Source organism: Kribbella sp. CA-294648, assembly GCF_050943845.1.
Taxonomy (GTDB): Bacteria; Actinomycetota; Actinomycetes; order Propionibacteriales; family Kribbellaceae; genus Kribbella.
The window spans coordinates 4,543,932-4,566,671 of record NZ_CP191981.1 but is presented as its reverse complement, the minus strand read 5'-3'; the positions used below and the strand labels follow the sequence as shown (position 1 = coordinate 4,566,671).

General features: G+C 68.7%; 19 protein-coding genes and 1 pseudogene. 8 read left to right on the top strand and 12 right to left on the bottom strand.

The genetic code is table 11. The features are described 5' to 3' along the window. Window positions 1–10: 10 nt before the first annotated feature. A pseudogene (locus ACQPYM_RS21650) lies at window positions 11–70 on the bottom strand (twin-arginine translocation signal domain-containing protein); the annotation flags it as partial. Window positions 71–245: 175 nt separating this feature from the next. Between ACQPYM_RS21650 and ACQPYM_RS21645 the strand changes: the two are divergent. The 3 genes from ACQPYM_RS21645 to ACQPYM_RS21635 are packed head-to-tail and all read left to right on the top strand — an operon-like array spanning window position 246 to window position 2,808. Continuing rightward, window positions 246–695: a hypothetical protein gene (locus tag ACQPYM_RS21645; RefSeq protein WP_433002564.1), complete on the top strand. Its 450-nt coding sequence runs from the start codon at window positions 246–248 to the stop codon at window positions 693–695. Then, window positions 692–1,567 (top strand): tetratricopeptide repeat protein, encoded by an 876-nt coding sequence (locus tag ACQPYM_RS21640; RefSeq protein WP_433002561.1) that lies wholly within the window; start codon window positions 692–694, stop codon window positions 1,565–1,567. The genes ACQPYM_RS21645 and ACQPYM_RS21640 overlap by 4 nt, the downstream gene beginning before the upstream one ends. Further along, a complete protein-coding gene (locus ACQPYM_RS21635) occupies window positions 1,564–2,808 on the top strand; it encodes a tetratricopeptide repeat protein (RefSeq protein WP_433002558.1) in 1,245 nt (414 codons plus the stop codon). The genes ACQPYM_RS21640 and ACQPYM_RS21635 overlap by 4 nt, the downstream gene beginning before the upstream one ends. 81 nt (window positions 2,809–2,889) lie before the next feature. Here the strand turns inward: ACQPYM_RS21635 and ACQPYM_RS21630 are convergent, their stop codons facing one another. Both ACQPYM_RS21630 and ACQPYM_RS21625 read right to left on the bottom strand, forming a co-directional pair. Continuing rightward, window positions 2,890–5,022: an elongation factor G-like protein EF-G2 gene (locus ACQPYM_RS21630; RefSeq protein ID WP_433002555.1), complete on the bottom strand. Its 2,133-nt coding sequence runs from the start codon at window positions 5,020–5,022 to the stop codon at window positions 2,890–2,892. Between the two features lie 310 nt (window positions 5,023–5,332). Next, window positions 5,333–6,361 (bottom strand): hypothetical protein, encoded by a 1,029-nt coding sequence (locus tag ACQPYM_RS21625; protein WP_433002552.1) that lies wholly within the window; start codon window positions 6,359–6,361, stop codon window positions 5,333–5,335. Between the two features lie 281 nt (window positions 6,362–6,642). On the opposite strand from ACQPYM_RS21625, the gene ACQPYM_RS21620 reads away from it, so the two are divergent. Together ACQPYM_RS21620 and ACQPYM_RS21615 are read left to right on the top strand one after the other, a co-directional pair. After that, complete coding sequence (locus ACQPYM_RS21620) at window positions 6,643–7,995, top strand: tyrosine-type recombinase/integrase (protein ID WP_433002549.1); 1,353 nt, start codon at window positions 6,643–6,645, stop codon at window positions 7,993–7,995. A gap of 50 nt (window positions 7,996–8,045) precedes the next feature. Then, window positions 8,046–9,947 (top strand): DUF2207 domain-containing protein, encoded by a 1,902-nt coding sequence (locus ACQPYM_RS21615; RefSeq protein ID WP_433002546.1) that lies wholly within the window; start codon window positions 8,046–8,048, stop codon window positions 9,945–9,947. A 179-nt stretch (window positions 9,948–10,126) separates the two neighbouring features. Here the strand turns inward: ACQPYM_RS21615 and ACQPYM_RS21610 are convergent, their stop codons facing one another. From ACQPYM_RS21610 to ACQPYM_RS21595, 4 genes are all read right to left on the bottom strand, one after another. Continuing rightward, window positions 10,127–10,654 (bottom strand): ferritin, encoded by a 528-nt coding sequence (locus ACQPYM_RS21610; protein WP_433002543.1) that lies wholly within the window; start codon window positions 10,652–10,654, stop codon window positions 10,127–10,129. Window positions 10,655–10,742: 88 nt separating this feature from the next. Next, window positions 10,743–11,165 (bottom strand): hypothetical protein, encoded by a 423-nt coding sequence (locus ACQPYM_RS21605; RefSeq protein WP_433002540.1) that lies wholly within the window; start codon window positions 11,163–11,165, stop codon window positions 10,743–10,745. A 17-nt stretch (window positions 11,166–11,182) separates the two neighbouring features. Next, on the bottom strand, window positions 11,183–13,093 hold the full coding sequence (locus tag ACQPYM_RS21600; protein WP_433002537.1) for a DUF2264 domain-containing protein: 1,911 nt from the start codon (window positions 13,091–13,093) through the stop codon (window positions 11,183–11,185). Continuing rightward, window positions 13,090–14,175: a hydroxyacid dehydrogenase gene (locus ACQPYM_RS21595; protein WP_433002534.1), complete on the bottom strand. Its 1,086-nt coding sequence runs from the start codon at window positions 14,173–14,175 to the stop codon at window positions 13,090–13,092. The genes ACQPYM_RS21600 and ACQPYM_RS21595 overlap by 4 nt, the downstream gene beginning before the upstream one ends. 227 nt (window positions 14,176–14,402) lie before the next feature. On the opposite strand from ACQPYM_RS21595, the gene ACQPYM_RS21590 reads away from it, so the two are divergent. Continuing rightward, window positions 14,403–15,317, top strand: coding sequence for a proteasome assembly chaperone family protein (locus ACQPYM_RS21590; RefSeq protein WP_433002531.1), 915 nt, complete (start codon window positions 14,403–14,405; stop codon window positions 15,315–15,317). Window positions 15,318–15,427: 110 nt separating this feature from the next. Here the strand turns inward: ACQPYM_RS21590 and ACQPYM_RS21585 are convergent, their stop codons facing one another. Then, complete coding sequence (locus tag ACQPYM_RS21585) at window positions 15,428–15,886, bottom strand: DoxX family protein (protein WP_433002528.1); 459 nt, start codon at window positions 15,884–15,886, stop codon at window positions 15,428–15,430. Between the two features lie 272 nt (window positions 15,887–16,158). Here ACQPYM_RS21585 and ACQPYM_RS21580 point away from each other — a divergent pair, with 272 nt between their 5' ends. Beyond that, a complete protein-coding gene (locus tag ACQPYM_RS21580; protein WP_433002525.1) occupies window positions 16,159–17,001 on the top strand; it encodes an acyl-CoA thioesterase in 843 nt (280 codons plus the stop codon). Between the two features lie 169 nt (window positions 17,002–17,170). Further along, on the top strand, window positions 17,171–18,397 hold the full coding sequence (gene thrS / locus ACQPYM_RS21575; protein ID WP_433002522.1) for a threonine--tRNA ligase: 1,227 nt from the start codon (window positions 17,171–17,173) through the stop codon (window positions 18,395–18,397). 1 nt (window position 18,398) lies between these two features. Here thrS and ACQPYM_RS21570 read toward each other — a convergent pair whose 3' ends face one another. From ACQPYM_RS21570 to ACQPYM_RS21555, 4 genes are read right to left on the bottom strand one after another with little or no spacing between them, the layout of a single operon-like run. Further along, window positions 18,399–19,262 carry a MaoC/PaaZ C-terminal domain-containing protein gene (locus ACQPYM_RS21570; RefSeq protein ID WP_433002519.1) on the bottom strand — a complete coding sequence of 288 codons (864 nt, stop codon included), beginning with the start codon at window positions 19,260–19,262 and terminating at the stop codon, window positions 18,399–18,401. A gap of 1 nt (window position 19,263) precedes the next feature. Further along, complete coding sequence (locus ACQPYM_RS21565; RefSeq protein ID WP_433002516.1) at window positions 19,264–20,607, bottom strand: 3-oxoacyl-ACP reductase; 1,344 nt, start codon at window positions 20,605–20,607, stop codon at window positions 19,264–19,266. A 13-nt stretch (window positions 20,608–20,620) separates the two neighbouring features. Beyond that, window positions 20,621–21,898 carry an acetyl-CoA C-acetyltransferase gene (locus ACQPYM_RS21560; RefSeq protein ID WP_433002513.1) on the bottom strand — a complete coding sequence of 426 codons (1,278 nt, stop codon included), beginning with the start codon at window positions 21,896–21,898 and terminating at the stop codon, window positions 20,621–20,623. Beyond that, on the bottom strand, window positions 21,895–22,719 hold the full coding sequence (locus tag ACQPYM_RS21555) for a TetR/AcrR family transcriptional regulator (protein WP_433002511.1): 825 nt from the start codon (window positions 22,717–22,719) through the stop codon (window positions 21,895–21,897). Before ACQPYM_RS21555 ends, ACQPYM_RS21560 begins: the two co-directional genes overlap by 4 nt. Between the last annotated feature and the right edge of the window lie 21 nt (window positions 22,720–22,740).

The following is a 22,740-nucleotide window of genomic DNA, read 5'->3' as shown; positions in this document are numbered from 1 at the left end:
CCGCTCCCGTAACTCCTAACGCAGCCGCACTGGCTGCTCCACCGATAAACGTCCGACGCGACAACGTCATGATTCATTCCTCACAGACCTGTTGGTTGCCGTAGACGCTGTCGACGGCGTCGGGGCGGCTCGGTGCCGAGGTTAGGAATCGCCGCTGTCGCCGGGCTGCCCGTACTGCGCCCGTACCGCTGGGTGGCCGGTGCGAAGGGCTAAACTGCGCGAGCCTGATCCAACCGAGGAGCCCCATGCCCGACGAACTGCTCCGCCCCACCATCAGCGCGGACATCGATCTGTCCGCGCGCCCGTGGCGGTTGATGTCCCAGGCGTACGTCGCGTTCTTCGGCGGGGTCATCGCGACGACCGTGATCGCGGTGCTCAACGCCCGTCGGCTCGGCGTACCGGTGAGCGGCCGGCGGCAGCTTGTCCTGTCCGGCGTCATGGGTCTGATCCTGGCTGCCGTGGCGATCGTGCTGCTGACGGACCAGGTGACAGCCTCATCGGGCACTCGGCTGGCGATCCGGGTGGTCGCGGTCCTGACGTGTCTGTTCCAGCTGCGGATTCAGCAGCCGATGGATCGCGCGTTCCAGCTGCGCGGTACGGAGTACAAGTCGCTGTGGGGGCCGGGGATCGCGGCCGTGGTCGGTTGTGGGCTGCTCGAGGTCGGACTGCTGGCCCTGGTGGTGACGGCGGTATGAACGAGCCGATCGAGGCCAGACTTCAGCTGGCCGGCCACTGGTTGCAGATCGGGCATCCCGAGCGGACCCTCGACGAGCTCGAGGGGTTGTGGGGTGACGCGGCGCTGGACTATCGCGCCTTCCTCTTCCGGGGTGCCGCGTTGCACGCGCTGGACCGCAACGACGAAGCAATCGCCGTACTGCGCGACGGTCTCTCCCATTACGGGATGTCGGGCCCTTTGCTGCAACTCCTCGGCTCCGCCCTGCGTGCGGCCGGGCAGTTGCGGGAGGCCGAGTCGGTCTATCTGCAAGGGCTCAGCCTCGACCCCAACGAACCGGACTTGTTGCTCGGCTATGCGCTGGTCTGCCTGACCGCGGGGCAGACGGACAAGGCGTCTGCTCTGGTCGAGCGCGCTGCGTCGTACGCGCCGGAGAGTGCGGCCGTTTCGTCGGCGCGGGCCCAGGTCGCCTTCGCGCAGGGCAAGCACAAGGAGATGCGCCAGCACAGCCAGAAGGCGCTGTCGGCCGATCCCGAGGACACGGGCGCGCAGGCTCTGCACGGTACGGCGGCCCTGCTCACCGGTGACGCCAAATCGGGCTACCGCTCGCTGGCCTCGGCCGCCGCGTCCAACCCGGCCGACACCGATCTGCGCGGAGCGGCTCGGGAAGCCAAACTGGCCAACCATCCGCTGTTGCGGCCGCTGTGGCCCATGCAGAGGTTCAACCCGCTCGTCGTCTGGATCGCGGCTGTCGCGATCATCCAGCTACTGCGGTTCGCGGGGCTCCGGCCGCTCTCGACCCTCTTCGCGATCAGCTGGCTCGCGTACTGCATCTACTCCTGGGTCGCGCCGCCACTCGTACGCCGCTGGCTCAACTGGAGGTGGGGCTCATGACGAACGACCGGATCTCCGCGCTGCGCAAGGCGGTCGAGGCCAGCCCGGACGATGTCCTGCTTCGCCTCATCCTGGCCGAGTCGCTGGTCGCCGCCGGGGAGACCGAGTCCGCGCTCGACGAGTACGTCGTACTGCTCGATCAAAACGGTCTTCCAGCCGATCAGCTGGTGACCGTCGGCGAGTTGGCCGCGGCCAACGGACGGCTCGCCTTGCTGCGGAGCTGCCTCGAGGCGGCCCGGCAGGCCGGCATCGTCGAGGGGACCGGGCGGTTGCAGCAGTTGGCCGACGAGATGATCACCGAGCGCAGCGGCGTACGGGTGAAGGTCGGGCCTGAGGACGAGCCGGTGTTCGAGAGCGACGCGGCCAAGGAGACCACGACCTTCGACCAGGTCGGCGGGATGGACGAGATCAAGCGGGTGATCCACCGGATGGTGATCCTGCCGCTGAGCCGTCCGGAGCTGTACCAGAAGTACGGCCGCAAGTCCGGTGGCGGCGTGATGCTCTACGGGCCGCCCGGTTGTGGCAAGACGTTGCTCGCGCGGGCGACCGCGGGGGAGTGCGGGCTGCCGTTCGTCAACGTCCGGATCGAGGACGTGATGGATCCGTACCTCGGGGTGTCCGAGCGCAACCTGCATGCCGCCTTCGAGCGGGCGCGGGCCAACTCGCCGTGCGTGCTGTTCCTCGACGAGCTGGACGCGCTGGCCTTCGCGCGGCACAAGCACGGCGGGTCGGAGTCGCGGCGGCTGGTCGACGTACTGCTGCAGGAGATGGACGCGATCGGCTCCGAGAACGAAGGGTTGCTGGTGCTCGCCGCCACGAACGCGCCCTGGGACGTCGACGAGGCGATGCTGCGGCCGGGACGCTTCGATCGGGTCATCTTCGTACCGCCACCGGACGAGCCTGCTCGGGCCGACATCCTGTCGGTGCTGCTGAAGGACGTGCCGACGACGGGTGTGGATCTCAAGGCGCTCGCCGGGCAGACGCCGATGTTCAGCGGCGCGGACCTGCGCGCGCTGATCGAGCGTGGCGTCGACCGGGTCATCGACGAGGCACTCAGCAGCGGCGGCGAACCGCCGCTGTCGATGCAGCACCTCTCCGCGGCGTTGCCGACGGTGAAGCCTTCCACACTGGACTGGTTGCACCGCGTTCGCTCGTACATCGAGTTCGCCAACCAGTCCGAGCGGTACGACGACGTCGCCGCCTACCTCCGCAGCCGCGAAATCCGCCGCCGCCTCAGCTGACGGTCGGCCGGGGCCAGTTGTCGGTCAGTCCGGAGGCCGGTTGTCGGTCAGCCGTGGATCAACTGACGGTCAGCCCGGGAGTCAGCTGACCGTCTTTTGGCGGGTGGCGACGGAATCGGGCATCGCTTCGTAGCGGGCGAAGCTCCGGGTGAACGACGCGGCGCCGTGGGAGAGCGAGCGCAGGTCGATGGCGTAGCGGGTGATCTCGACCTGCGGCACCTCGGCTTTCACCAGCGTGCGGTCGTCGCCGACGCGTTCGGTCCCGAGGAGCCGGCCGCGCCGTCCGGACAGGTCGCTCATCACGGCGCCGACCAGGTCGTCGGGAGTGAGCACCGAGACGAGATCCACCGGCTCCAGCAGGTTGATCTTGGTCGCGGCCGCCGCCTCGCGCAGCGCCAGCCCACCAGCCGTCTGGAACGCCATGTCCGACGAGTCCACGCTGTGCGACTTCCCGTCCAGCAGCGTCACCCGGATGTCGACCATCGGATAACCGGCGCCGACGCCCTTCTCCATCTGCGCCCGGATGCCCTTCTCCACGCTCGGGATGAACTGCCGCGGCACGGCCCCACCGACCACCTTGTCGACGAACTCGAAATCCGAGCCCTGCGGCAACGGCTCCACCTCGATGTCGCAGACGGCGTACTGCCCGTGCCCGCCGGACTGCTTGACGTGCCGCCCGTGCCCCTTCGCCTTGCCACCGAAGGTTTCCCGCAGCGGCACCCGCAACTCGACGGTGTCGACCGTCACGCCGTACCGGTTGGCGAGTGCGTCGAGGACGACGTCGGAGTGCGCCTCGCCCATGCACCACAAGACGATCTGGTGTGTCTCCGCGTTCTGCTCGATCCGGAGCGTCGGGTCCTCCGCGGCCAGCCGTTGCAGCCCGACCGACAGCTTGTCCTCATCAGTTTTCGCATGAGCCTGTACTGCGATCGGCAGCAGCGGCTCGGGCATCGTCCAGGGTTTGAGCAGCAGCGGCTCGGCCTTGTCGGAGAGCGTGTCCCCGGTCTCGGCCCGGGTGAGCCGGCCGATCGCGCACAGGTCGCCCGCGATCACGGCGGGGGCAGGACGTTGCTGCCGGCCGAGCGGGAACGAGAGGGTGCCGATCTTCTCGTCCTCGTCGTGGTCCGCGTGACTGTTGGCCGCGCCGAAGAAGGACGTGAAATGGCCCGACACGTGAACCGTCGTGTCGGGCCTGATGGTGCCGGAGAACACCCGCACCAGGCTGACCCTGCCGACGTACGGGTCCGAGGTCGTCTTCACCACCTCGGCCAGCAGGGGACCTTCGGGGTCGCAGGTGAGCTTCGGGCGCGGTACGCCGTGGGGCGTGAACACCTCGGGCAGCGGGTGCTCCAACGGCGAGGGGAAAGCACTCGTCGCGATCTCGAGCAGCTCCAGCGTGCCGACGGCGGTCCCGCTGCAGACCGGGATGACGGGGAAGAACGACCCGCGGGCCACCGCTCGCTCGAGGTCCTCGATCAGCACCGCCTGGTCGATCTGCTCGCCGCCGAGATAGCGCTCCATCAGCGACTCGTCCTCGGACTCCTCGATGATGCCCTCGATCAGGGTGCCGCGGAGTTCTTCGAGCTGATCGGCGTACTGCGGGTCCGGGTCGTGCGTGGTCCGTTTGCCGTCGGCGTACTCGTACTGCGTCTGCGACAGCAACCCGAGCAGCCCGTCGCCGGCCGGCAGATAGAGCGGGAGGACCTTGTCGCCGAAGGTGTTCTGCGCCGCGGACAGCGCGTTCTGGTAGTTCGCCCGGGCATGGTCCAGCTTGGTGATCACGACCGCACGCGGCATCCCGACCTGGTCGCACTCGTGCCAGAGCGCCTTGGTCGGCTCGTCGACGCCCTCGTTCGCGGCGATCACGAAGAGCGCGCAGTCGGCCGCACGCAGACCGGCGCGCAGTTCACCCACGAAGTCGGCGTACCCGGGCGTGTCGATCAGGTTGACCTTGACGCCGTCGTGGAGCAGCGGCGCCAGCGCGAGGCCGACCGACCGCTGCTGCCTTATCTCCGCGTCGTCGTGATCGCAAACCGTCGTGCCGTCGGTGACGGTGCCGGGTCTGTTGAGCACTCCGGCCCCGACCAGCAAGGCCTCGACGAGAGTGGTCTTGCCGGCGCCCGACGGGCCGACGAGCACCACGTTACGAATGGCGGCCGGGCTGTCCGCGACCGGAGCACCACCGCCCTGGGAAGTATTCGCCTTGTCTGCCATGACGTTCCTCCTGGACCACAACCATTCCCCCAACCCCCCACCCAGCACAACCCCACACGCGCCCGCCGTAGCTGCTGGTCGGACGACGGCCTTGCCCGACTTTGTACACGACCTGAGTCCCGGGTCGCCCCCCAGGTGCTCAGGTGGTGCCCAAGGTGCTGGTCGGGCGACGGCCCGCTCGACTCTGTGCACGACCTGAGCGCCACGGCGCCGGCGATCTGCTCAGGTGGTGCCCAAGGTGCTGGTTGGGGCGACGGCGCCAGGTGCTCAGGTGGTCGGCTGGTGCAGGAGGTCGGGGGCCGTGGGGGGTTCAGGGGGTGGGGCTGGGGGTGAGGGCGGCGAGCATGGCTTGGAGGTCGTCGGGGTGGAGGCGGGGTGAGGGCTTGTCAGCTAGTTCGGCGCGGAGGCGGGCGAGCTCGGCGAGTGTCTGGGCGGTGGTTTCGCGGAGGCGGCTGAGCTCGTCGTCTGTTTGGGAGCTGGTCTGCCGTAGATGGGTCAGCTCGGTCTCGGACCGTACGAGGGCAGCGCGAAGTTCCGCCTCCAAGTCGGCTGCTGCTTGAGTCGTCGCCTGCAGGTCAGCTTCGACCCGGGCAGCCACCTTCTGCGCTGCGTGGCCAACGGCTTCAGCTGCCACGGCGCGTTGTTGCTCGACCGCTAGCTCGGAGCGCAGCAGCTCCAGCTCGTCCCGCCGGTCCTGCTCCGCACGCAGCGCCGCATCGCGCTCACCGGCCGCCCGGTCGACAGCAGCCGCCGTCTCCAGGCGCTCACGCTCGACAGTCGCCGCCAGCTCGAGGCGCTCTCGGTCGATCGCAGCTGCCAACTCCTGGCGTTTACGCTCGCCGGCGCGGACCTGGTCTTCCAGTGCAGCCAGTACTGCGGCTGCCGCCTCCGCTCGCTGTACTGCAGCGTCTCGCGCGCTGATCGCGTCCTGCGTCTGCTGACGAGCGGCACCGAGCGCCTCGGTGGCTTCCAGCGCCTGCCGTGCGGCAGCGCCCGCGCGATCCACTGCCTCGGCTCGCTCCTTAGCTGCCCGGTCTGCAGCGGCCGTCGCCTGGCGAGTCCGCTGCTCGGCACTCTCACGCGCCTCCTCAGCAGCCAGTCGCGCCCGCTCAGCCTCCGCCACCTGGCCGTGTGCCGCCTCCACCGACGTGACCGCCGCTGCCTCGACCTCATCCAGGCGAGCACTCACAGCAGCCAGCGCTGCCGTCAGCGCATCTACCGGTTCGCGGATCGTCTCCAGGTGATCCCGCAACCGCTCAGCGTCCAGCCTGAAGGTGCTGCTACCGGCATCCAGCCCCAGTCCCAGCGCTCCAAGCGCTTCGCGTTCTGCCCGGGCCATCTGGGCGCAGGTTCTGCCGCCTTCCCAGCGCGTGTCCCGGCAGAAACTACGCGGCCTCCCGCCCTGCATCCCGGGCGCGGGCAGCTCCGCCCGGCACTTGCTGTATCCGCAGCGCCCAGCCTCTTCGATCATGTCCGTGAGCGTAGAGGTTAGAAGAAACGAAACCTCGAAACCGGTTCGGCGTTTCGTAAACAAAACTAAGGACCAACGAAACCAGTGTTTTGTTGGCGCGACCGGCGAGCCGCCGGAAACGGAGACCTGAGCCGGGGGAGGATCGGAGAATGACCGCAGAAATGGACGCTCTGGTTGTCCTGGAGACGCTCAGAGAACCGCCGACCGCGGTCGAACCGGCGGGAGACTGGCCAGGCGTCGAAAACCCCGCCGAACTGCAGGCCCAGATCGCCGACTGGCTAACCCAGTACGCCAACCCAGGCACCCGCAAGACCTACGCCTACGCCCTCGGCCTCCCCACACCCTGGGTAGACGCCCTAACGGGCGCCGCCCCCGGCGGAGGCCAGGCAACGGGACGACGCGCAGGCAGCGCGGCGACCCGTGGAGGAGCGGACGCGACCGGAGCACCGTCCGGCGGGAACCTCGCGACGGGAGGACACGGGGCCGGGGGAGCGACAGGTGCTGCTGGGGCGACCTGGGCGACTGGCGGGAGCGCTGCAACGCCGGCTGCGGCGGGGCCGCCTGTGGGGCGGTTGGGGGTGTTGCATCAGTTGGCTTGGTTTCGGTGGTGTGCTGGGCGGGGGATGGATCCTCGGGCTGCGACAGGTGCTGACGTGAAGGCTTGGCTGCATCAGCTTGATGCGGCGGGGGCGGAGAAGCGCACCCGGCAGCGGATGCTCTCCACCTTGTCCGCCTTCTACGGCCACCTCACCGAAGCGGGCGTAGTACCGGCCAACCCGGCGGCGCTCAACCGTGCTCGGCTCGGCCTCGGCAGTACAGCCCGCGACGCCTCCCCGACCATCCGGCTCACAGCCGGACAGCTACGAGCGTTGCTGGACGCAGCAGCCGAGCTACCCAACCGCACCCGCTACCGAGAGCTCTACGCCAAACGAGCAGTAGCAATAGTCGCCCTGCTCACCCTCGGCCTCCGTGTCTCCGAGCTGGTCGGCTTGGACCGCGACAGCCTGGTCGTGTCCGGCGGAGAACCCATGCTGCGAGTCCTCGGCAAGGGCGGCATCCACCGCGAGGTCTACCTGACCGATCTGGCCGCGGTCGCTCTCACCGACTACCTGGCCGAGCGAGACCGAGCCGCCGAAGCCTCCACCCCACTACTCCGCGGCAGGACGAGCGCCAGCCGCTCATCCCTGATCGCCACCCGTGACGGAGGCCGGTGCTCCCGCTTCGACATCAACGCCCTGCTGCGGCGGGTCGCAGTACAGGCTGGGCCTGCGTTGGCTGATGTCGCCGAAAGGGTTCACCCGCACGCGCTCCGGCACGCGTACGTGACGATCGCGCTCGAGCAGGACGCCCGCATCCAGCACGTCCAAGCCGACGTCGGCCACGCCAACATCTCCACCACTCAGTACTACGACCGCGGCCGCCGCACCCGCGACACCACCGCCGCCGACCTCGTCGCGGCCGCCATCCAGGCCGCCGACCCGAAGGGCCAAACATCTGCTTGACCTGCCAGTCGTGACTGCCGACGGACCCTCGCCATCGGTACTGTCACGACATGCGTAGGGGACTCTTCACCGCTGTTGCCGCGACCTTCACCGGGCTGTTCCTGGCCGGCGTCGCCACCGCGGCTCCGGCCACGGCCGCCGACACGAGTACGGCCGACGTCGGCGACATCGTGACGAACATGCAGATCGACTACAACGTCACCGCCGACGGCGTGTTGCAGGTGAAGGAGACGATCGACTACAGCTTCGGCAGCCTCGGCCGGCACGGCATCTACCGCAACCTGATCACCCGCGAGGTGTACGCCGACGACAGGTCGAAGGATCAGAAGTACGAGATCTCCAACATCCGGGTCAGCAGCCCCAGCGCCCCGGACAGCTTCAGTGAGAGCACCGAGAAGTCCAACAACCAGCGCGACCAGAGCATCCAGATCAAGATCGGCGACGCGGACAAGATCGTCACCGGCCGCAAGGCGACGTACGTCATCCAGTACGACGTCCGCGGTGCGCTGCGGCACTTCGACGACCACACCGAGCTCTACTGGGACGCGACCGGCAACGGCTGGGACGCAGTCCTGCAGAACGTCACCGTCAACGTTACGGTCCCCGATCCCGGCGTCCAGAACGTCGAGTGCTTCGCCGGTCCGCCGGAGCGGGCCTGTGAGGGCAAGACGATCACCGCCGGCCAGGCGACCTTCCGGCAGTCCAACCTGACCCGAGGCAAGCAGCTCACCATCGTCGCCGGCATCAAGGCCGGTGTGGTCAGCAACGACACCCCGATCGTGGTCGACCCGCCGGGGTTCCTGGAACGCTCCGGCCTGACCGTCCCCGGCCTCGCCGGCTCCGGCGCGGTTACGCTCGCCGCCATCGTCGCCGCCTTCCTCTACAGCAAGAACGGCAACAGGGACCTCCGCTTCGCCGGGATGCCGCCGGGCACCTTCCCGCCGAGCGGCGTAGTGGGTGTGCCGGTCAAGGACGACCTGGACGAGAGCCAGCTCCCGGTCGCGTTCTCGCCACCCCGGATCCCGGTCGCCGAAGGCGGGCTGCTGATCGATGCGAAGGCGAACACCACCGAGACCGCGGCCACCCTCATCGACCTGGCCGTGCGCCGCGGCATCCGGATCGACAACACCGGCAACGAACAGAAGGCCGTGCTGCTGAATCCGGCGGTAGCGACGGTTCCCCACGAGCAGCGGCTGGTTCAGGGCTTGTTCCCGACGCTGCAGCCGGGGTCCGAGATCGTCCTGGAACGACGACCGACCGGCGACACCTCGATGCGGCAGGCGCACGACGCGATGGTCAATCAACTCCGTGAGCAGATCCGGCAGCGCGAATGGTACGTCCGCCTGCCGCGCGCCGGCGGCGGTTCGAGCTTCGCCAGCGGCGCGAAGATCGCCTGTATCGGCATGATCGCCATCTGGGCGTTCGGCGCCGGGATCGCCGGCACCGTGATCGGTGCCGCCACCGGTGGTTTCGGGCGCGCCGTCAGCATCCTCGTCCCGGTGGCCGCGGTGCTGATCGCGATCGGCGTCTGGTTCGGCATTCGGGGCCGAGGGCAACGGAACGCCGCGGGCCGCGCGGTGACGGACCAGCTGATCGGCTTCCGGACCTATCTGGCGACGGCCGAGGCCGATCAACTCCGGTTCGAGGAGGGCGAGGACATCTTCAGCAAGTACTTGCCCTGGGCCATCGCTTTCGGCCTGGCGGACCGCTGGCAGCGCGTCTGTGCCCAACTGGTCGCGGCCGGCCGGATCCCGCCGGACCCCTACTGGTACACGGGTCCGTCCTACTACAGCTCAGGATTCGCCGCGGGCAACATCAGCCAGACCGTGGCCAACACCTTCGACCCGCCCCCTGCTCCGGCAGGAAGTGGCGGTGGTGGCGGCAGCTCGTCCGGCTTCAGCGGCGGCTCGTCCGGCGGCGGTGGAGGCGGCGGAGGCGGCGGCTCCTGGTAGTCGCAAGCTGACACTGCGACGTGGTGCCTGCAAGCCGGTACTGCGAGGCGGGCTGGTACTCAGTCCGCCGGCACCTGCTGAGCAGGTGACTCCTGGCCGGGGCCGCCGCGCGCATGGCGGCGGCCCGGAGCACGTTGGTGGGACGCCTTCAGAACAAGGCGTTCAGACCAGCACTCAGGTCAGACCTTGCCGCCGGCCGCGGTCGGCGCCGTCGGGTCACTGCCCTGGTCGCCGACCACCTCGCGAGCGAGGAAGTCCTCCAGGTGGAACAGGTTGTCACCGGCCCGCTTCGCAACGTTGACCAGCGTCGTCATCGCGGAGACTTCCTCGACCTGCTCCTTGAGGAACCACTGCATGAACTGCTCGCCGACGTAGTCGCCGTCGTCCCGCGCGGTCCGGGCCAGTGTCTCGATCTGCTTGGTGACGGTGATCTCCTGCTGCAGCGCGAGCTCCAGCGGCTCCAGCGCGGTCTTGAAGTCGTTCACGACCTCGCCGACGCCGGGGATCTGCGGCCGGATGTCCATGTCCAGCAGGTACTGCACCATCATCATCGCGTGGTTGCGCTCTTCCAGCGACTGCTTGTAGAAGTGCGACGCCAGCCGCGGCAGGTCCTGATCGTCGAACCAGACGGCTACTGCCGTGTACTGGTGCGACGCCGTGAACTCGTTGCGAATCTGGTCTTGAAGAAGTTTCTGGTACGTGCTCATGCTGGCCAATGTAGTCCGCCGCGGATGATTTCTCACCGTTGGCGAGGCTGGCCTAACAGCGTGTCAGAACACCCTATGAACCGGCCTGTCAGACCTGTCCGCGGACATGCGCCCGGATAGCGGGCAGGTTGCCCAGCGGGGCGAAGTACCCGCTGATCCCGTGGTCGAAAGTGATCGCCGCGATGCCCTGCTGCAGCCAGACCGGCGCCTGCGCGACCGCGTCGTCCGGGGCCAGTGCGAGCACCAGAACTTCCGCGTCGGCCGGAATCAACCCGTTCTCGATCGCGAACCCTCGGGCCCGCTGCGCGGAGGTGAACGCCATCAGGAACGGCTGGTCCTGGTGCACCCCGACGAACGGTTGCGGGTTGTCGGGTTCGCCGCGCTGCACGAACCACCAGCGCTCCAACGCGAAGGTTGCCCCCCACAACTTTTCCTGGTTCGCCGTACTGGGGTCGGCCGCCACGGCTGCCGACAGGGCGTCGGTGGCAGCGGGTTCGATCGTTTCCGTCATGGCTCCACCGTACGAGATCAGCGGTTCCCGAGCCGGACAATTTCCTGGTCGTCGCCGGGCAGTGTGAGAGTTACCTCGTTGCCGTCGACGGCGACCTCGATGCCCTCGGCAAGTGCCTCCGGGCGGATCGCGTCACGGGTCAGCAACACGGCGTGAACAAGCACCGACGGCTCGCCGGTGTGGGACACGGTCAGGTACGGCGTGGCCGAGTGCGGCCCGAACGGGTTCGCCCCGAGATCGCGGTGCAGCCCGGCCTCGTCGTACCCGTGCAGGTTGACCACGGCCGACATCAGCCCGTCCGAATTGCGTGCCGACGCCCACGCCGGCCCTTCACCAACTGTTGCCGTTGGCAATGAGTCGCCGGCGACCGCATACCCGCCGGTACGGACCAGTACCCCGGCCGGCCCGTGCACCAGTGAGCACCGGATCTCCCACCCGGCGTGCACCACGGAGGCGGTCTCGATCGGCCACGGCCCGTCACCGCCGACCCACGCGTTGTGCCAGGAGGCCGCGGACCGTGAGCCGACTCCCAGCCTGCGAATCCGTCCGCGGTTGCTCGGCTTGCCATGCTGATCGACGAGTGAGGTCAGGTTGTCGACCCGCTGTAGCGAGGCCGCATCGGAAATTTCGGGCCCGGCGTGGTTGGCATAGGCCAGCCGGTCGTAGTGCGGGTCGGCAGCCGGCTCAACGCCCTCTGGCTCGGCCGGGGGAGCGTGGTCGGCTCCGTGGTTGATCAGCTTGACCACCTGGTCGTGCCTGCTCGCGTGGACCAGCCACCCGGGCGCGGGCATCGCGCGGACCTGGTCAGCCTCATCCAGCGGCACTGAGTCCTCCGGGTCCGACCAGACCGGGTGCTCCGGCGGCAGCAGCAGCCCGATGAAGCCCTTCGACGCCCAGTACGGCGAACCGGGCCCGGAGTACGCCTGTGTGGTCGGGAGGAACGTGTCGTACCACCCCAGCGTCAGCAGCCCCCGCTCATCCGGTACGCCGTGCTGCACGAAGTGACGCGCGATTCCGGAGCACAGGCGTCGCGTGGCACCGGGCGTGATCGGGGAAGCGTCGAGGAGCTGCCCCATCCAGTACGGCGTCGCCGCGGCCATCCGGTACGTCAACGACCTGCCCTGGTAGACGGGCGCGCCGTCGTTGCCCACCAAGTGGATCGCATCTTCCAGGAACAGGCTCAGCCGATCCCGGTACACCTTCAACCGATCCTCGTACTGCGCGCCCGGGGTGGCCGCCGCCATCCGGGTCCAGATCCCAGGGTAGAGGTGCATCGCCCAGCCGATGTAGTTGTCGAAGTTCTGCCCGTCGCCGTCGGAGTACCAGCCGTCGCCGACGTACCAGTCCTCGATCCGGTCCAGTCCGCCGTCGATGTCCTCCTGGGAGTACGGCGCGCCGACCGAGGCGAGGAACTGCTCGCTGACCACCTGGAACAACCGCCAGTTGTTGTCGTGGGTGGTCGAGCCGATGAACCCACCGAGCCACTCCGCGACATGCTCCTGCGCGCGGGTGTCGAGCCGGTCCCAGATCCATTCGCGGGATTCGTGCAGCGCGACGGCGATCGCGGCCGCCTCGACCATCTGCTGGGAGCGGGGAGTCAGGCGCAGCCACGCCTCGGGGTGATCCGGGTCGGCACCGTTGGTGACGCCGCGCACGTACCGCTCGATCAGTTTGTCGCAGCCCTCGCCGCGTACGCCGGCGATCCGGAAGGCGGCGAGCATGAACGATCGGGCGAACCCCTCCAACTCGTCGGACGCAGTACCGGAGCGGCTGGGTCGGCCGGGCAGGACGACGCGTGCGTTGCCGGGGGAGAAGTACGGGACGAGTGAGTCGAGCAGGTGGTCGGCCAGCGCCTCCCAGTGGGCGCGCACCCAGCCGGTCTGGCGGGACAGCACCCGGTCGGTGTCCGGCAGCACGAGGCGTGTCATGCGATTCTCCCGAGTTCGGCAGCACTGATTGTGTGTTGTAGAGGAGCGCCGGCGGCAAAACGTTCCATCTCACTGACGGCGAGTTCTCCGAGCCGTGCGACCTCGTTGCCGACGGCACCCGCTACGTGCGGCGTCAGGAACACGTTCGGCAGGTCGAGCAGCGGCGAGTCCGCGGGCAACGGCTCGGGATCGGTCACGTCCAGGACCGCGTCGAGCCGTCCCGAGCGGCACTCCTGCTCCAGCGCGGCGGCGTCGACGATGCGTCCCCGAGCCGTGTTGATCAGCACGGAGCCGTCCTTCAGCAGACCGAGCAAGCGGGCGTCGATCAGCCCGACCGTCTCCGGCAACAGCGGAGCATGCACGCTCAGGACGTCGCTGCGACTGAACAGCTCGTCCAGCTCCACGAGTTCGGCGCCAAGCTCGGCAGCCTCGGCCGCGGTCAGATACGGATCGCTGATCAGTACTTCGAGGTCGAACGCGCGAAGCCGCTCCGCCACCAGCCGCCCGATCCGGGAGGCGCCCAGGAGTCCCACGGTGTTCCCGTAATTGCCCGGCACGGTGCTGTGATCCGGCTTCTGCCGATTGCCCTTGTACTCCGCGCCGAGGCGGAATGCGCGCTTCCCGCTGAGCACGATCGTGGCAGCCGTGAACTCGGCCACCGGCAGCGCGTTGGCCACCACCGCGGAGGAGACCTGGATACCGCGCTCGAAGGCGGCCGGATCGACGAAGTGCTTCACCGAGCCGGCCGAGTGGATGATCGCCTTGAGCTTCGGTGCCGCGTCGAGGACCTCCGGCGTGATCGCGGGGCATCCCCACCCGGTGAGCAGTACGTCGACGTCGCCGAGAGCAGCCAGAACCGCCGGGTCCGCCAGGAACGGACCGCCAGGGCCGACCGGCAAGACGTTCGCCACCCGCTCGAGGCGCTCCCGGACCGCGGAGACGAGCACGCGGACCCGGCTCGGCTCGTTCATCGCCAGCATGACCGTCGGCCGGCCGGTGACGGCCTCGGTGACGGCCTCGGTGGGCGATGGAGCGGCGGCAGACTGGGCGGGGGAGGCGGTCGGTTCCGATTCGGTGCGCACAGGAGCACGCTAGCAAGCGCTTTCCCGAAATGCTCGTCCTAGGGCATGTCCAGGCGCCTTCGAGCACCTCGGAGCACGCGGCAACCAGCGGCGCGGCGTACCGGGCGTGACAACAGGTGAGAAAGATTCGGGCAGCCGGAATTCCTGCCCGGAGCGGCGACGTTGTTGAAGGGGAAGGCAGGATAGAGGGGCCGACCCGCCCTGAAGGCCACGAGAAGGAGACGACGATGCTGCGACCGGACGACCTCTACGAGATCGTCGACGAGTCGGTGGCCACCGGCCCGGCGGCTGCGCCGAAGGTGCTGGTGCATTCGCTCGACGGGTTCATGGACGCCGGCCAGGCCGGCCGGGTGACCGCTGACCACCTGCTCGAGGTGCTGGACAGCCGGCTGCTCGCGCGGTTCGACGTCGACCTCCTGCACGACTACCGGGCCCGCCGTCCCGAGGTGACGTTCGCCGAGGACCGGTTCATCGACTACAGCCCGCCGACGCTGTCCCTGCACCTGCTGAAGGACGACGCGGGCGTGGAGTTCCTGTTGCTGGAGGGCGTCGAGCCCGACAACCACTGGAACCGTTTCGCCGGTGCTGTCCGCCAACTGATCGACCTGTACAACGTGACGCTGACAGTGGGCGTGCACGGCATCCCGATGGGCGTGCCGCACACCCGCCCGCTCGGCCTGACCGCGCACGCGACGCGCCCCGAACTGGTGAACCGCTCGAACATCTGGGAGGGCGAGATGCGCCTCCCGGCGAGCGCCGCGACCATGCTCCAGGTGCGCCTGGGCGAGGCCGGCAAGGACGCGATGGGCTTCGCGGTCCACGTGCCGCACTACCTCGCGGAGAACCGCTTCCCGGGCGCAGCGCTGGCTTTGGTCCACGCCGTCTCGGCGGCGACCGGCCTGCTGCTCCCGAGCAAGGCGCTGCTCGACGAGGCGGCCGTGACCGGCCGGATGGTCGACGAGCAGGTCGAGGCATCCGAGGATGCCGCCTCCGTGGTCAACGCGCTGGAGACCCAGTACGACGCTGCCGCCGGCTCACTCAGCCGTGGCAGCCTGCTCGCCGGCTCGACCCCGTCCGCCGACGAGCTCGGCGCCGAGGTCGAGCAGTTCCTCGCCGAACTGAACCGCGAAGAGGACAACTAGCCCGAAGCCACCAGTGGTGGGCTCGGACACCGGGCGGTGAGTGTGAACAAGGTGTGCGGTGTTCACAGTGACCACAAGGTGTCCGAGGTCGCCACAACCGGACGGCCGCGTTAGGCGGAGAGGCTGGCGCGCTGGTCGGTGCTGCGGGTGAGCGCGTTGTCGAGGGAGATGCGGCCGGCACCGACCGCGGCGAGCGTCAGCGAGAACAGACCGAGGGCGACCACCAGTTCCCAGCCGCCGGTTGCCACGAAGACGCCGTTGGACATGTGGACGAAGAGGAATGCTCCGGCCATGTTCACCGCCAGCAGCACGCCGGCGACAGTGGTCAGCATGCCCACGATCAAGGCTGCTCCACCGACCAGCTCGATGGCCGCCGCGAAGTACGCGGACAGCGTCGGCGCGGGGATGCCCATCTGGTCGAAACCCGTCGCCGTCTTGTCGAGACCGTTGGTGCTGAACTTCTGCCAGCCGTGGGCGATGAAGATCACGCCGAGGCCGACGCGCGCGACCAGCAGAACCAGGTCACGGGCGGCGTGGACGGGCCGGTTCAGCGTGCGGAGGGAACTCAAGACTGCTCCTGTCGTTCGGGGATGTGATGATTGAACGTTCATCAATGTACCCAAAGCGACCGAAAGCTCACCGAAAACTGTGTTTTTGGCCTCGCCTTCGGCTCGGCGGGTCATGGGGCTAACCTCCCGGTCTTCCCTCGTCGCTCCAGTCGCTTCGCTCCCTCCGCTCCTCAGTCCAGACCGGGAGGCCCCATGACCGGGCGCCCTCACCTCATCGGTCAAGGCTGGGAGGCCCGTGCTCGCAGTGCGGGCAGAAACTGACAGGATGAGGTATGCCTGAGTCGCTGGAGGATCTGGTCGAGCTGCTCGACCTGGAGAAGCTGGACAACGACCTGTTCCGCGGTCAGCAGCCGCAGACATCCGCTCAGCGGGTGTTCGGCGGACAGGTGCTCGGCCAGGCGCTGGCGGCGGCGAGCCGCACGGTCGGCCCGGATCGCGTGGTGCACTCGCTGCACGGGTATTTCCTGCGTCCGGGCGACACCTCGGTGCCGATCGAGTACCAGCCGGAGCTGATCCGCGACGGGCGTTCGTTCAGCAGCCGCCGGGTGGTCGCCACCCAGCGCGGCAAGACGATTTTCTACATGTCCGCGTCGTTCCAGGTGCCCGAGCGCGGGCTGGACCACGCCGACCCGATGCCGGACGACCTGGTGCCGCCCGACGAGGCGCCGACCCTCGCGTCCGTCTTCGAGGCGGCCAGCGGGCGGAAGGCCGAGGACTGGAACAAGGAGTGGGCGGCGCTCGACGTCCGGCTGGCCGGGCTGACCGGACGGCAGTTCTGGATCAGGGCCGCGGGCAAGCTTGACGACGATGCCGCCTTGCACGCTTGCGTTCTGGCCTATGCGAGTGACCTGACGTTGCTAGGGGCAAGCTTGTTGCCGCACGGCATCATCATCGGCGACCGGCGGATCCAGCCGGCCTCGATCGACCACGCGCTGTGGTTCCACCGGCCGTTCCGGGCGGACGAGTGGCTGCTGTACGACCAGGCGTCGCCGTCGGCTTCGGGGGCGCGCGGGTTCGCCACCGGGCGGCTGTTCAGCCAGGACGGGAAGCTGGTCGCATCGGTCGCGCAGGAAGGCCTGATCCGGCCGATCGGGCTGGATCTGAACGACGAGTGAGCTCGATCCGTCTGCTACATTGGCGACCATGATGCAGCGCGCAGTGGTGACGACGACGCCGAGGTTTGTCCCGGCGCGCTGACAGCTGACTGTCGAAAACCAAAGCCCCGGGGCGAGTGCCCGGGGCTTTGCCATGTGGACACTCGCCTCTGTCACTGAGGAGTCCACCATGTACGACCACCGCAAGCTCGGCCGCGAACTCGGCCTGTTCGACTCCGACCCGCTGATCGGTGCGGGTCTGCCGTACTGGCTGCCGGCCGGTGCCGCGATCCGCCAGTCCCTCGAGCGCTACATCGTCGACGTCGAGCGAAGAGCCGGCTACCAGCAGGTCTATTCGCCGGTGCTCGGCAAGCGCGAGCTGTACGAGATCTCCGGCCACTGGTCGAAGTACAGCGAGGACATGTACCCGCCGATGGACATCGGTGGAGAGGAAGTCATGTTGCGGCCGAGTCTGTGCCCACACCACGCGTTGATGTTCCGCTCACGGGCTCACAGCTACCGCGAACTGCCACTGCGCATGTCGGAGCTCGGCGGGCAGTACCGGTCGGAGCTGTCCGGAGTACTGGGCGGCCTGACCAGAGTTCGCGCGATGCAGCTGAACGACGGGCACATCTTCTGCATGCTGGAGCAGGTCGCGTACGAAGCGTTGGCCGCGCTCGAACTGATCAAGCAGGCGCACCGCGACATGGGCATCAGCGCGTCGAGCTACATGCTCTCGTTGCCCGCCGAGGACGCGCGGCTCGGCGAACCGTCGAGCAAGTACGTCGGCGACGCGGAGAGCTGGGCAATCGCTGCCGACCTGCTGAGGGACGTGCTGGAGAAGGCCGGAGTCGCGTACTCCGAGGAGCCTGGCGAGGCAGCCTTCTATGGTCCCAAGATCGACATCCAGATCGAGGACTCGGCGGGCCGGGAGTCGACCCTTTCCACCATCCAGGTCGACTTCCACCAGCCGGCCGCGTTCGGGCTCGAGTACATCGGTGCCGACGGCAACAAGCACCGCCCGGTGATGATCCACCGCGCCATCGTGGGCAGCATCGAGCGCGCCGTCGCCCATCTGATCGAGGTGCACGGCGGAGCCTTCCCCGCCTGGCTGGCCCCGGTGCAACTCGTCGTACTGCCGATCTCGGACGACCAGGAGAAGCTGTCCGGCGAGGTAGCGCGGCGAGCTCGCGACCGTGGGCTGCGGGTCGAGATCGCACATGCCGACGAGGGCACCTTGGGCGCGCGCATCCGCGAGAACCGGCTGGCGCCGTACCAGGCCGTCATCGGCCCCCGCGAAGCCGAAGCCGGCGCCCTCGCCCTCCGCCTCCGCAACGCCAACCAGTTGCCCCCAGCCCCCATCGCCGAAGCCCTCGACGGACTCGCCGCCGCCTGCAACCCGCTGATCCGCGACTGACTCAGCGGGGTTGGAGTTGGCCGATCAGGTGGGTCAGGGATCGGTCCTCGTTGTAGAGGGCGAAGTCGGTGGGGCCGCCGTCAGCGGTACGCCGGTGGGCGAAGGTGACTCGGGAGGGGAGGAGGAGGGGTTTGCGGAAGTCGACGCGGACTGTGTAGGCGTCGGGGAGGCCGCCGGCTCGTTGGATGGAGGCGAGAGCGGCGGCCTTGGCCCACATGCCATGTGCGATCTGGCGCGGGAAACCGAAAGCCTGTGCCGAGAGCTTGAACAGGTGGATCGGGTTGCGGTCACCCGACGCAGCGGCGTACCGGCGGCCGAGGTTGGCGCGCAGGTCCCAGGCGGCGGTCGGCTCGAGCTCCGGGTCGGGGAGGAGGTCGGCGTGTGCCGACGGGGTGCCCGCGGAGCGGCTCAGCAGCGTGGTCGAGTCGGTCCAGACGACCTCGTCGTCCACGCTGACCTTGCTGAGGATGTCGAAGACGGTGCCCTTCGGGTGCGGCCGCTCCGGGCTGCTGTGCACGCTGATCGCGAACTCGGCGTGCATCGGCAGCGGCTTCAACTGGGTGATCGTGTTCGACAGGTGCACGATGCCCATCGGCTTGTACGGGAACGACGGATCCGACATGAGATCCAGATGCAACGGAAACGCGAGCACGTGCGGATACGTGACCGGCAACGCCGGCCCGGCGCTGAACCCGGTCACTTCCCGGTACGCCGTGAGGTGGTCCTGGTCGACCGCGGCGCGCGGCAACTCCAGGGTCAGCCCGTCGACGTTCGGCTCGTACTCCGCTTTGCGCAGCGTCGCCTTGACCGTCCGTGCGTACAGCGCGCCGAAGCCCGGCGAATCGTCGTACCGGCGGGTCGGCATCTCAGGCTCCGAGCATGCTCTGGCCGCAGACGCGGACCACGTTGCCGGTGACGCCCGCCGAGGCCGGGTCGGCGAACCAGGCGATCGTCTCCGCGACGTCGATCGGCTGACCACCCTGCTGCAGCGAGTTGATCCGGCGACCCACCTCGCGGATCGCGAACGGCACCTTCGCGGTCATCTCGGTCTCGATGAACCCGGGTGCGACCGCGTTGATCCGGATCTGCCGCTCGGCCAGCCGCGGCGCGAGGGCCTCGACCAGGCCGATCACACCGGCCTTGGAGGTGGCGTAGTTCGTCTGGCCGTTGTTGCCCGCGATCCCGGCGATCGAGGCGACGCCGATCACCGAACCGCCGTCGTTCAGCCCGCCGGACTCCAGCAGGTGCGCGGTGATCCGCTCCGGCGCCCGGAGGTTCACGTCGAGAACGGCGTCCCAGGCGTCGGTCCGCATGTTCGCGAGACGCTTGTCGCGCGTGATGCCCGCGTTGTGGACGACGATGTCGAGCCCGCCGAGCTCAGCGCCGGCCGCTGCGATCCGTTGTGGCGCGTCGATCGCGGTCACGTCGAGCAGCAGCTCACTGCCGCCGATCTTGGTCATCACCTTGCGCAGGTCGTTGGCGTTCTGCGGTACGTCGACACCCAGCACGGTGGCGCCGTCGCGCGCCAGGGTCTGCGCGATCGCGGCGCCGATGCCACGCGCCGCACCGGTGACGAGCGCGACCTTGCCGGTCAGGGGAGCGGTCGGGTCGTTGCCGACCAAGGGGCCGGTCCCGACGCGGACGACCTGGCCGTCGACGTACGCGGACTTGGGGGAGAGGAAGAAGCGCAGGGTCGAGTCGAGTTGCTCGTGCGCGTCCGGGGCGACGTACACGAGGTTGACCGTCGCGCCTCGCTTGACCTCCTTGGCCAGCGACCTGGTGAAGCCCTCCAGGGCTCGCTGCGCGATCTGCTGCTCGGGCGACGCGGACAGCTCCGGAGTACGGCCGACGACGATCACGCGTCCCGCCGTACCGAGCTGGCGAATGAGCGGTGAGAAGAAGCGCTGCAACGAGGTGAGCTCTGCCGTCGACGCCGCACCGGTCGCGTCGAAGACGAGTGCCTTCGGGCGCAGAGTGCTGGACGCGACGCCTTCGGCCGCAGTACTGAAGGAGGCTCCGACGTCGCGCAACAAGGCCTGGATCGCCTTGCCGGCATCGGTTTCGCCGATCGCGCCGAAAACCACCTGGCCGTCGATCACCGGCGAGCCTTCGGTCCAGCGCGGCAACGGGGTCGGGTCAGGGAGCCCGAGGTTCTTCACCAGCGTGCGGCCCAGCGGCGTACGGGTGAAGGTCTGGTAGCGATCCGTCATCTTCGGTCTGCTCCTACTTCTCGAGGATGGCGACGACGCCTTGGCCACCGGCGGCGCAGATCGAGATCAGGCCGCGGCCACCGCCGTTCTCGTCCAGCTGCTTGGCCAGTGCGGCGACGATCCGGCCGCCGGTCGCGGCGAACGGGTGACCCGCCGCCAGCGAGCTGCCGTTGACGTTGAGCTTGTCGCGGTCGATCTCGCCCAGCGGCGCGTCCAGGCCGAGCCGTTCCTTGCAGAAGATCGGGTCCTCCCAAGCTTTCAGCGTGGACAGGACCTGCGAGGCGAAGGCCTCGTGGATCTCGTAGTAGTCAAAGTCCTGCAGGGTGAGGCCGGCTCGCTGGAGCATCCGCGGTACGGCGTACGCGGGGGCCATCAGCAGCCCTTCCGCGCCCTTCACGTAGTCGACGGCCGCGGTCTGCGAATGGGTCAGGTAGGCGAGGGGACGCAGCCCGTGCTCGGCGGCCCATTCGTCTGTCGACAGCAGGACCGTGGAGGCGCCATCGGTCAGGGGAGTGGAGTTGCCGGCGGTCATCGTCGCCGTCTCGCCCTTGCCGAACACCGGCTTGAGCTTCGCGAGCTTCTCGACGGTCGTGTCGGGGCGGAGGTTCTGGTCCTTCTCCAGGCCGAGGTACGGCGTGATGAGGTCCTGCTGGAAGCCGCGGTCGTACGCCTTGGCGAGGTTGACGTGCGAGCGGTAGGCCAGCTCGTCCTGCGCCTCGCGGGTGATGCCCCACTCGAGCGCGGTCAGGGCGGCGTGCTCGCCCATCGACTTGCGCGTCCTGGGCTCCGCGTTGCGGGGGATCTCGGGTACTACGTCCTTCGGGCGGACCCTAGCGAGTGTTTTGAGGCGGTCTTGGAAGGACTTGGCTCGGTTGAGGTCGAGCAGGACATTGCGGAGGGCGTTGTTGACCGCGATGGGGGCGTCACTCGCGGTGTCGACGCCACCGGCGATACCGGCGTCGATCTGGCCGAGCGCGATCTTGTTGCCGACCAGGATCGCCGCCTCCAGACCGGTGCCACAGGCCTGCTGGAGGTCGTACGCCGGGGTGGTGGGCGCGAGCTTCGAGCCGAGGACGACCTCGCGGACCATGTTCCAGTCGCGGGCGTGCTTGAGGACCGCGCCGGCGACCACCTCGCCGACCTCCTGGCCGCCGAGGCCCGTGCGGTCGACGAGACCGTTGAGGGCGGCGGTGAGCATGTCGGAGTTCGAGGCGTGCCGGTAGGTCTTGTCCTGCCGGGCGAAGGGGATGCGATTGCCGGCGACGACTGCCACCTTGCGGATCTCGGTCACTGGTTGTCTCCTGCGGTGCGTGAGGGTGAGCGCCGGGCGGTGGCCTTGCCATTCGTGGTCCTACCGGTGCTGCTAGTACTCGTCTTGCTGGCCTTGGCGGGCGTAGTACTGGTGAGTGCTTTGCGGCCGACCGCGGTGGCCAGCGTGGCGGTGATGGCGGTCGCCCGCACGGTGCCGATGTCGGCCTGGTGCACCACCGGGTGGCCGGGGCGATCGCCTTGGTGTGGCGTGTCGCGCGAGACGATGAGCCCCATCCGCGCCATGTGCATCGCGCCGAGCGTCTGGGTGTAGAGGTGGTTGGCGAGGTAGTCGGTGTCGACCTCGTCGAAGACACCGGTCCGCTGGCCGGCCTTCAGGATCGCCGAGATCCGGTCGAGCGCACTGGCCATCGCGGCACCGAGCTTCACCATCACCGGTTCGGTGATCTCGCCGAACAGTTCCTCACCGGTACGCCGCAGCAGGCTCATCGCACAGTCGGCGAACGCCGGATACTCCAGGCAGAAGTCGACGAACACCTCGCTGAGAGCGCGCAGTCTGTTCATCGGCGCCTTGCGCGGCCCGTCGACCTGCTGCAGGCGCTCGTCGAGCTCGCCGAGATAGTCGACCAGGGTGAGCGCGAACAGCTCTTCCTTGCCCGCGAAGTGCCGGTAGATCAGCGCCTTGTTGATCCCGACCCGCTTGGCGATGTCGTCGATCTGCGCGTCGATCGCGCCGCGCTCGTCGAACAGCTCACGAGTCGCCCGGATGATGTCCCGCTCCCGGTCGCGACGACGCTCCGCCGTGGTCCGGCGGCGTCCGATCGCGAGCAGCGCGGAGCTCATGGACCGATCTTAGCCATAGCG

Coding starts and splice junctions, on each gene's coding strand:
- ACQPYM_RS21565 (WP_433002516.1), bottom strand. CDS start 20,607: ATGACGGATCGCTACCAGACCTTCACCCGTACGCCGCTGGGCCGCACG.
- ACQPYM_RS21570 (WP_433002519.1), bottom strand. CDS start 19,262: ATGCCGACCCGCCGGTACGACGATTCGCCGGGCTTCGGCGCGCTGTAC.
- ACQPYM_RS21640 (WP_433002561.1), top strand. CDS start 692: ATGAACGAGCCGATCGAGGCCAGACTTCAGCTGGCCGGCCACTGGTTG.
- ACQPYM_RS21620 (WP_433002549.1), top strand. CDS start 6,643: ATGACCGCAGAAATGGACGCTCTGGTTGTCCTGGAGACGCTCAGAGAA.
- ACQPYM_RS21625 (WP_433002552.1), bottom strand. CDS start 6,361: ATGGCCCGGGCAGAACGCGAAGCGCTTGGAGCGCTGGGACTGGGGCTG.
- ACQPYM_RS21615 (WP_433002546.1), top strand. CDS start 8,046: ATGCGTAGGGGACTCTTCACCGCTGTTGCCGCGACCTTCACCGGGCTG.
- ACQPYM_RS21580 (WP_433002525.1), top strand. CDS start 16,159: ATGCCTGAGTCGCTGGAGGATCTGGTCGAGCTGCTCGACCTGGAGAAG.
- ACQPYM_RS21635 (WP_433002558.1), top strand. CDS start 1,564: ATGACGAACGACCGGATCTCCGCGCTGCGCAAGGCGGTCGAGGCCAGC.
- ACQPYM_RS21610 (WP_433002543.1), bottom strand. CDS start 10,654: ATGAGCACGTACCAGAAACTTCTTCAAGACCAGATTCGCAACGAGTTC.
- ACQPYM_RS21590 (WP_433002531.1), top strand. CDS start 14,403: ATGCTGCGACCGGACGACCTCTACGAGATCGTCGACGAGTCGGTGGCC.
- ACQPYM_RS21630 (WP_433002555.1), bottom strand. CDS start 5,022: ATGGCAGACAAGGCGAATACTTCCCAGGGCGGTGGTGCTCCGGTCGCG.
- ACQPYM_RS21600 (WP_433002537.1), bottom strand. CDS start 13,093: ATGACACGCCTCGTGCTGCCGGACACCGACCGGGTGCTGTCCCGCCAG.
- thrS (WP_433002522.1), top strand. CDS start 17,171: ATGTACGACCACCGCAAGCTCGGCCGCGAACTCGGCCTGTTCGACTCC.
- ACQPYM_RS21645 (WP_433002564.1), top strand. CDS start 246: ATGCCCGACGAACTGCTCCGCCCCACCATCAGCGCGGACATCGATCTG.
- ACQPYM_RS21605 (WP_433002540.1), bottom strand. CDS start 11,165: ATGACGGAAACGATCGAACCCGCTGCCACCGACGCCCTGTCGGCAGCC.
- ACQPYM_RS21555 (WP_433002511.1), bottom strand. CDS start 22,719: ATGAGCTCCGCGCTGCTCGCGATCGGACGCCGCCGGACCACGGCGGAG.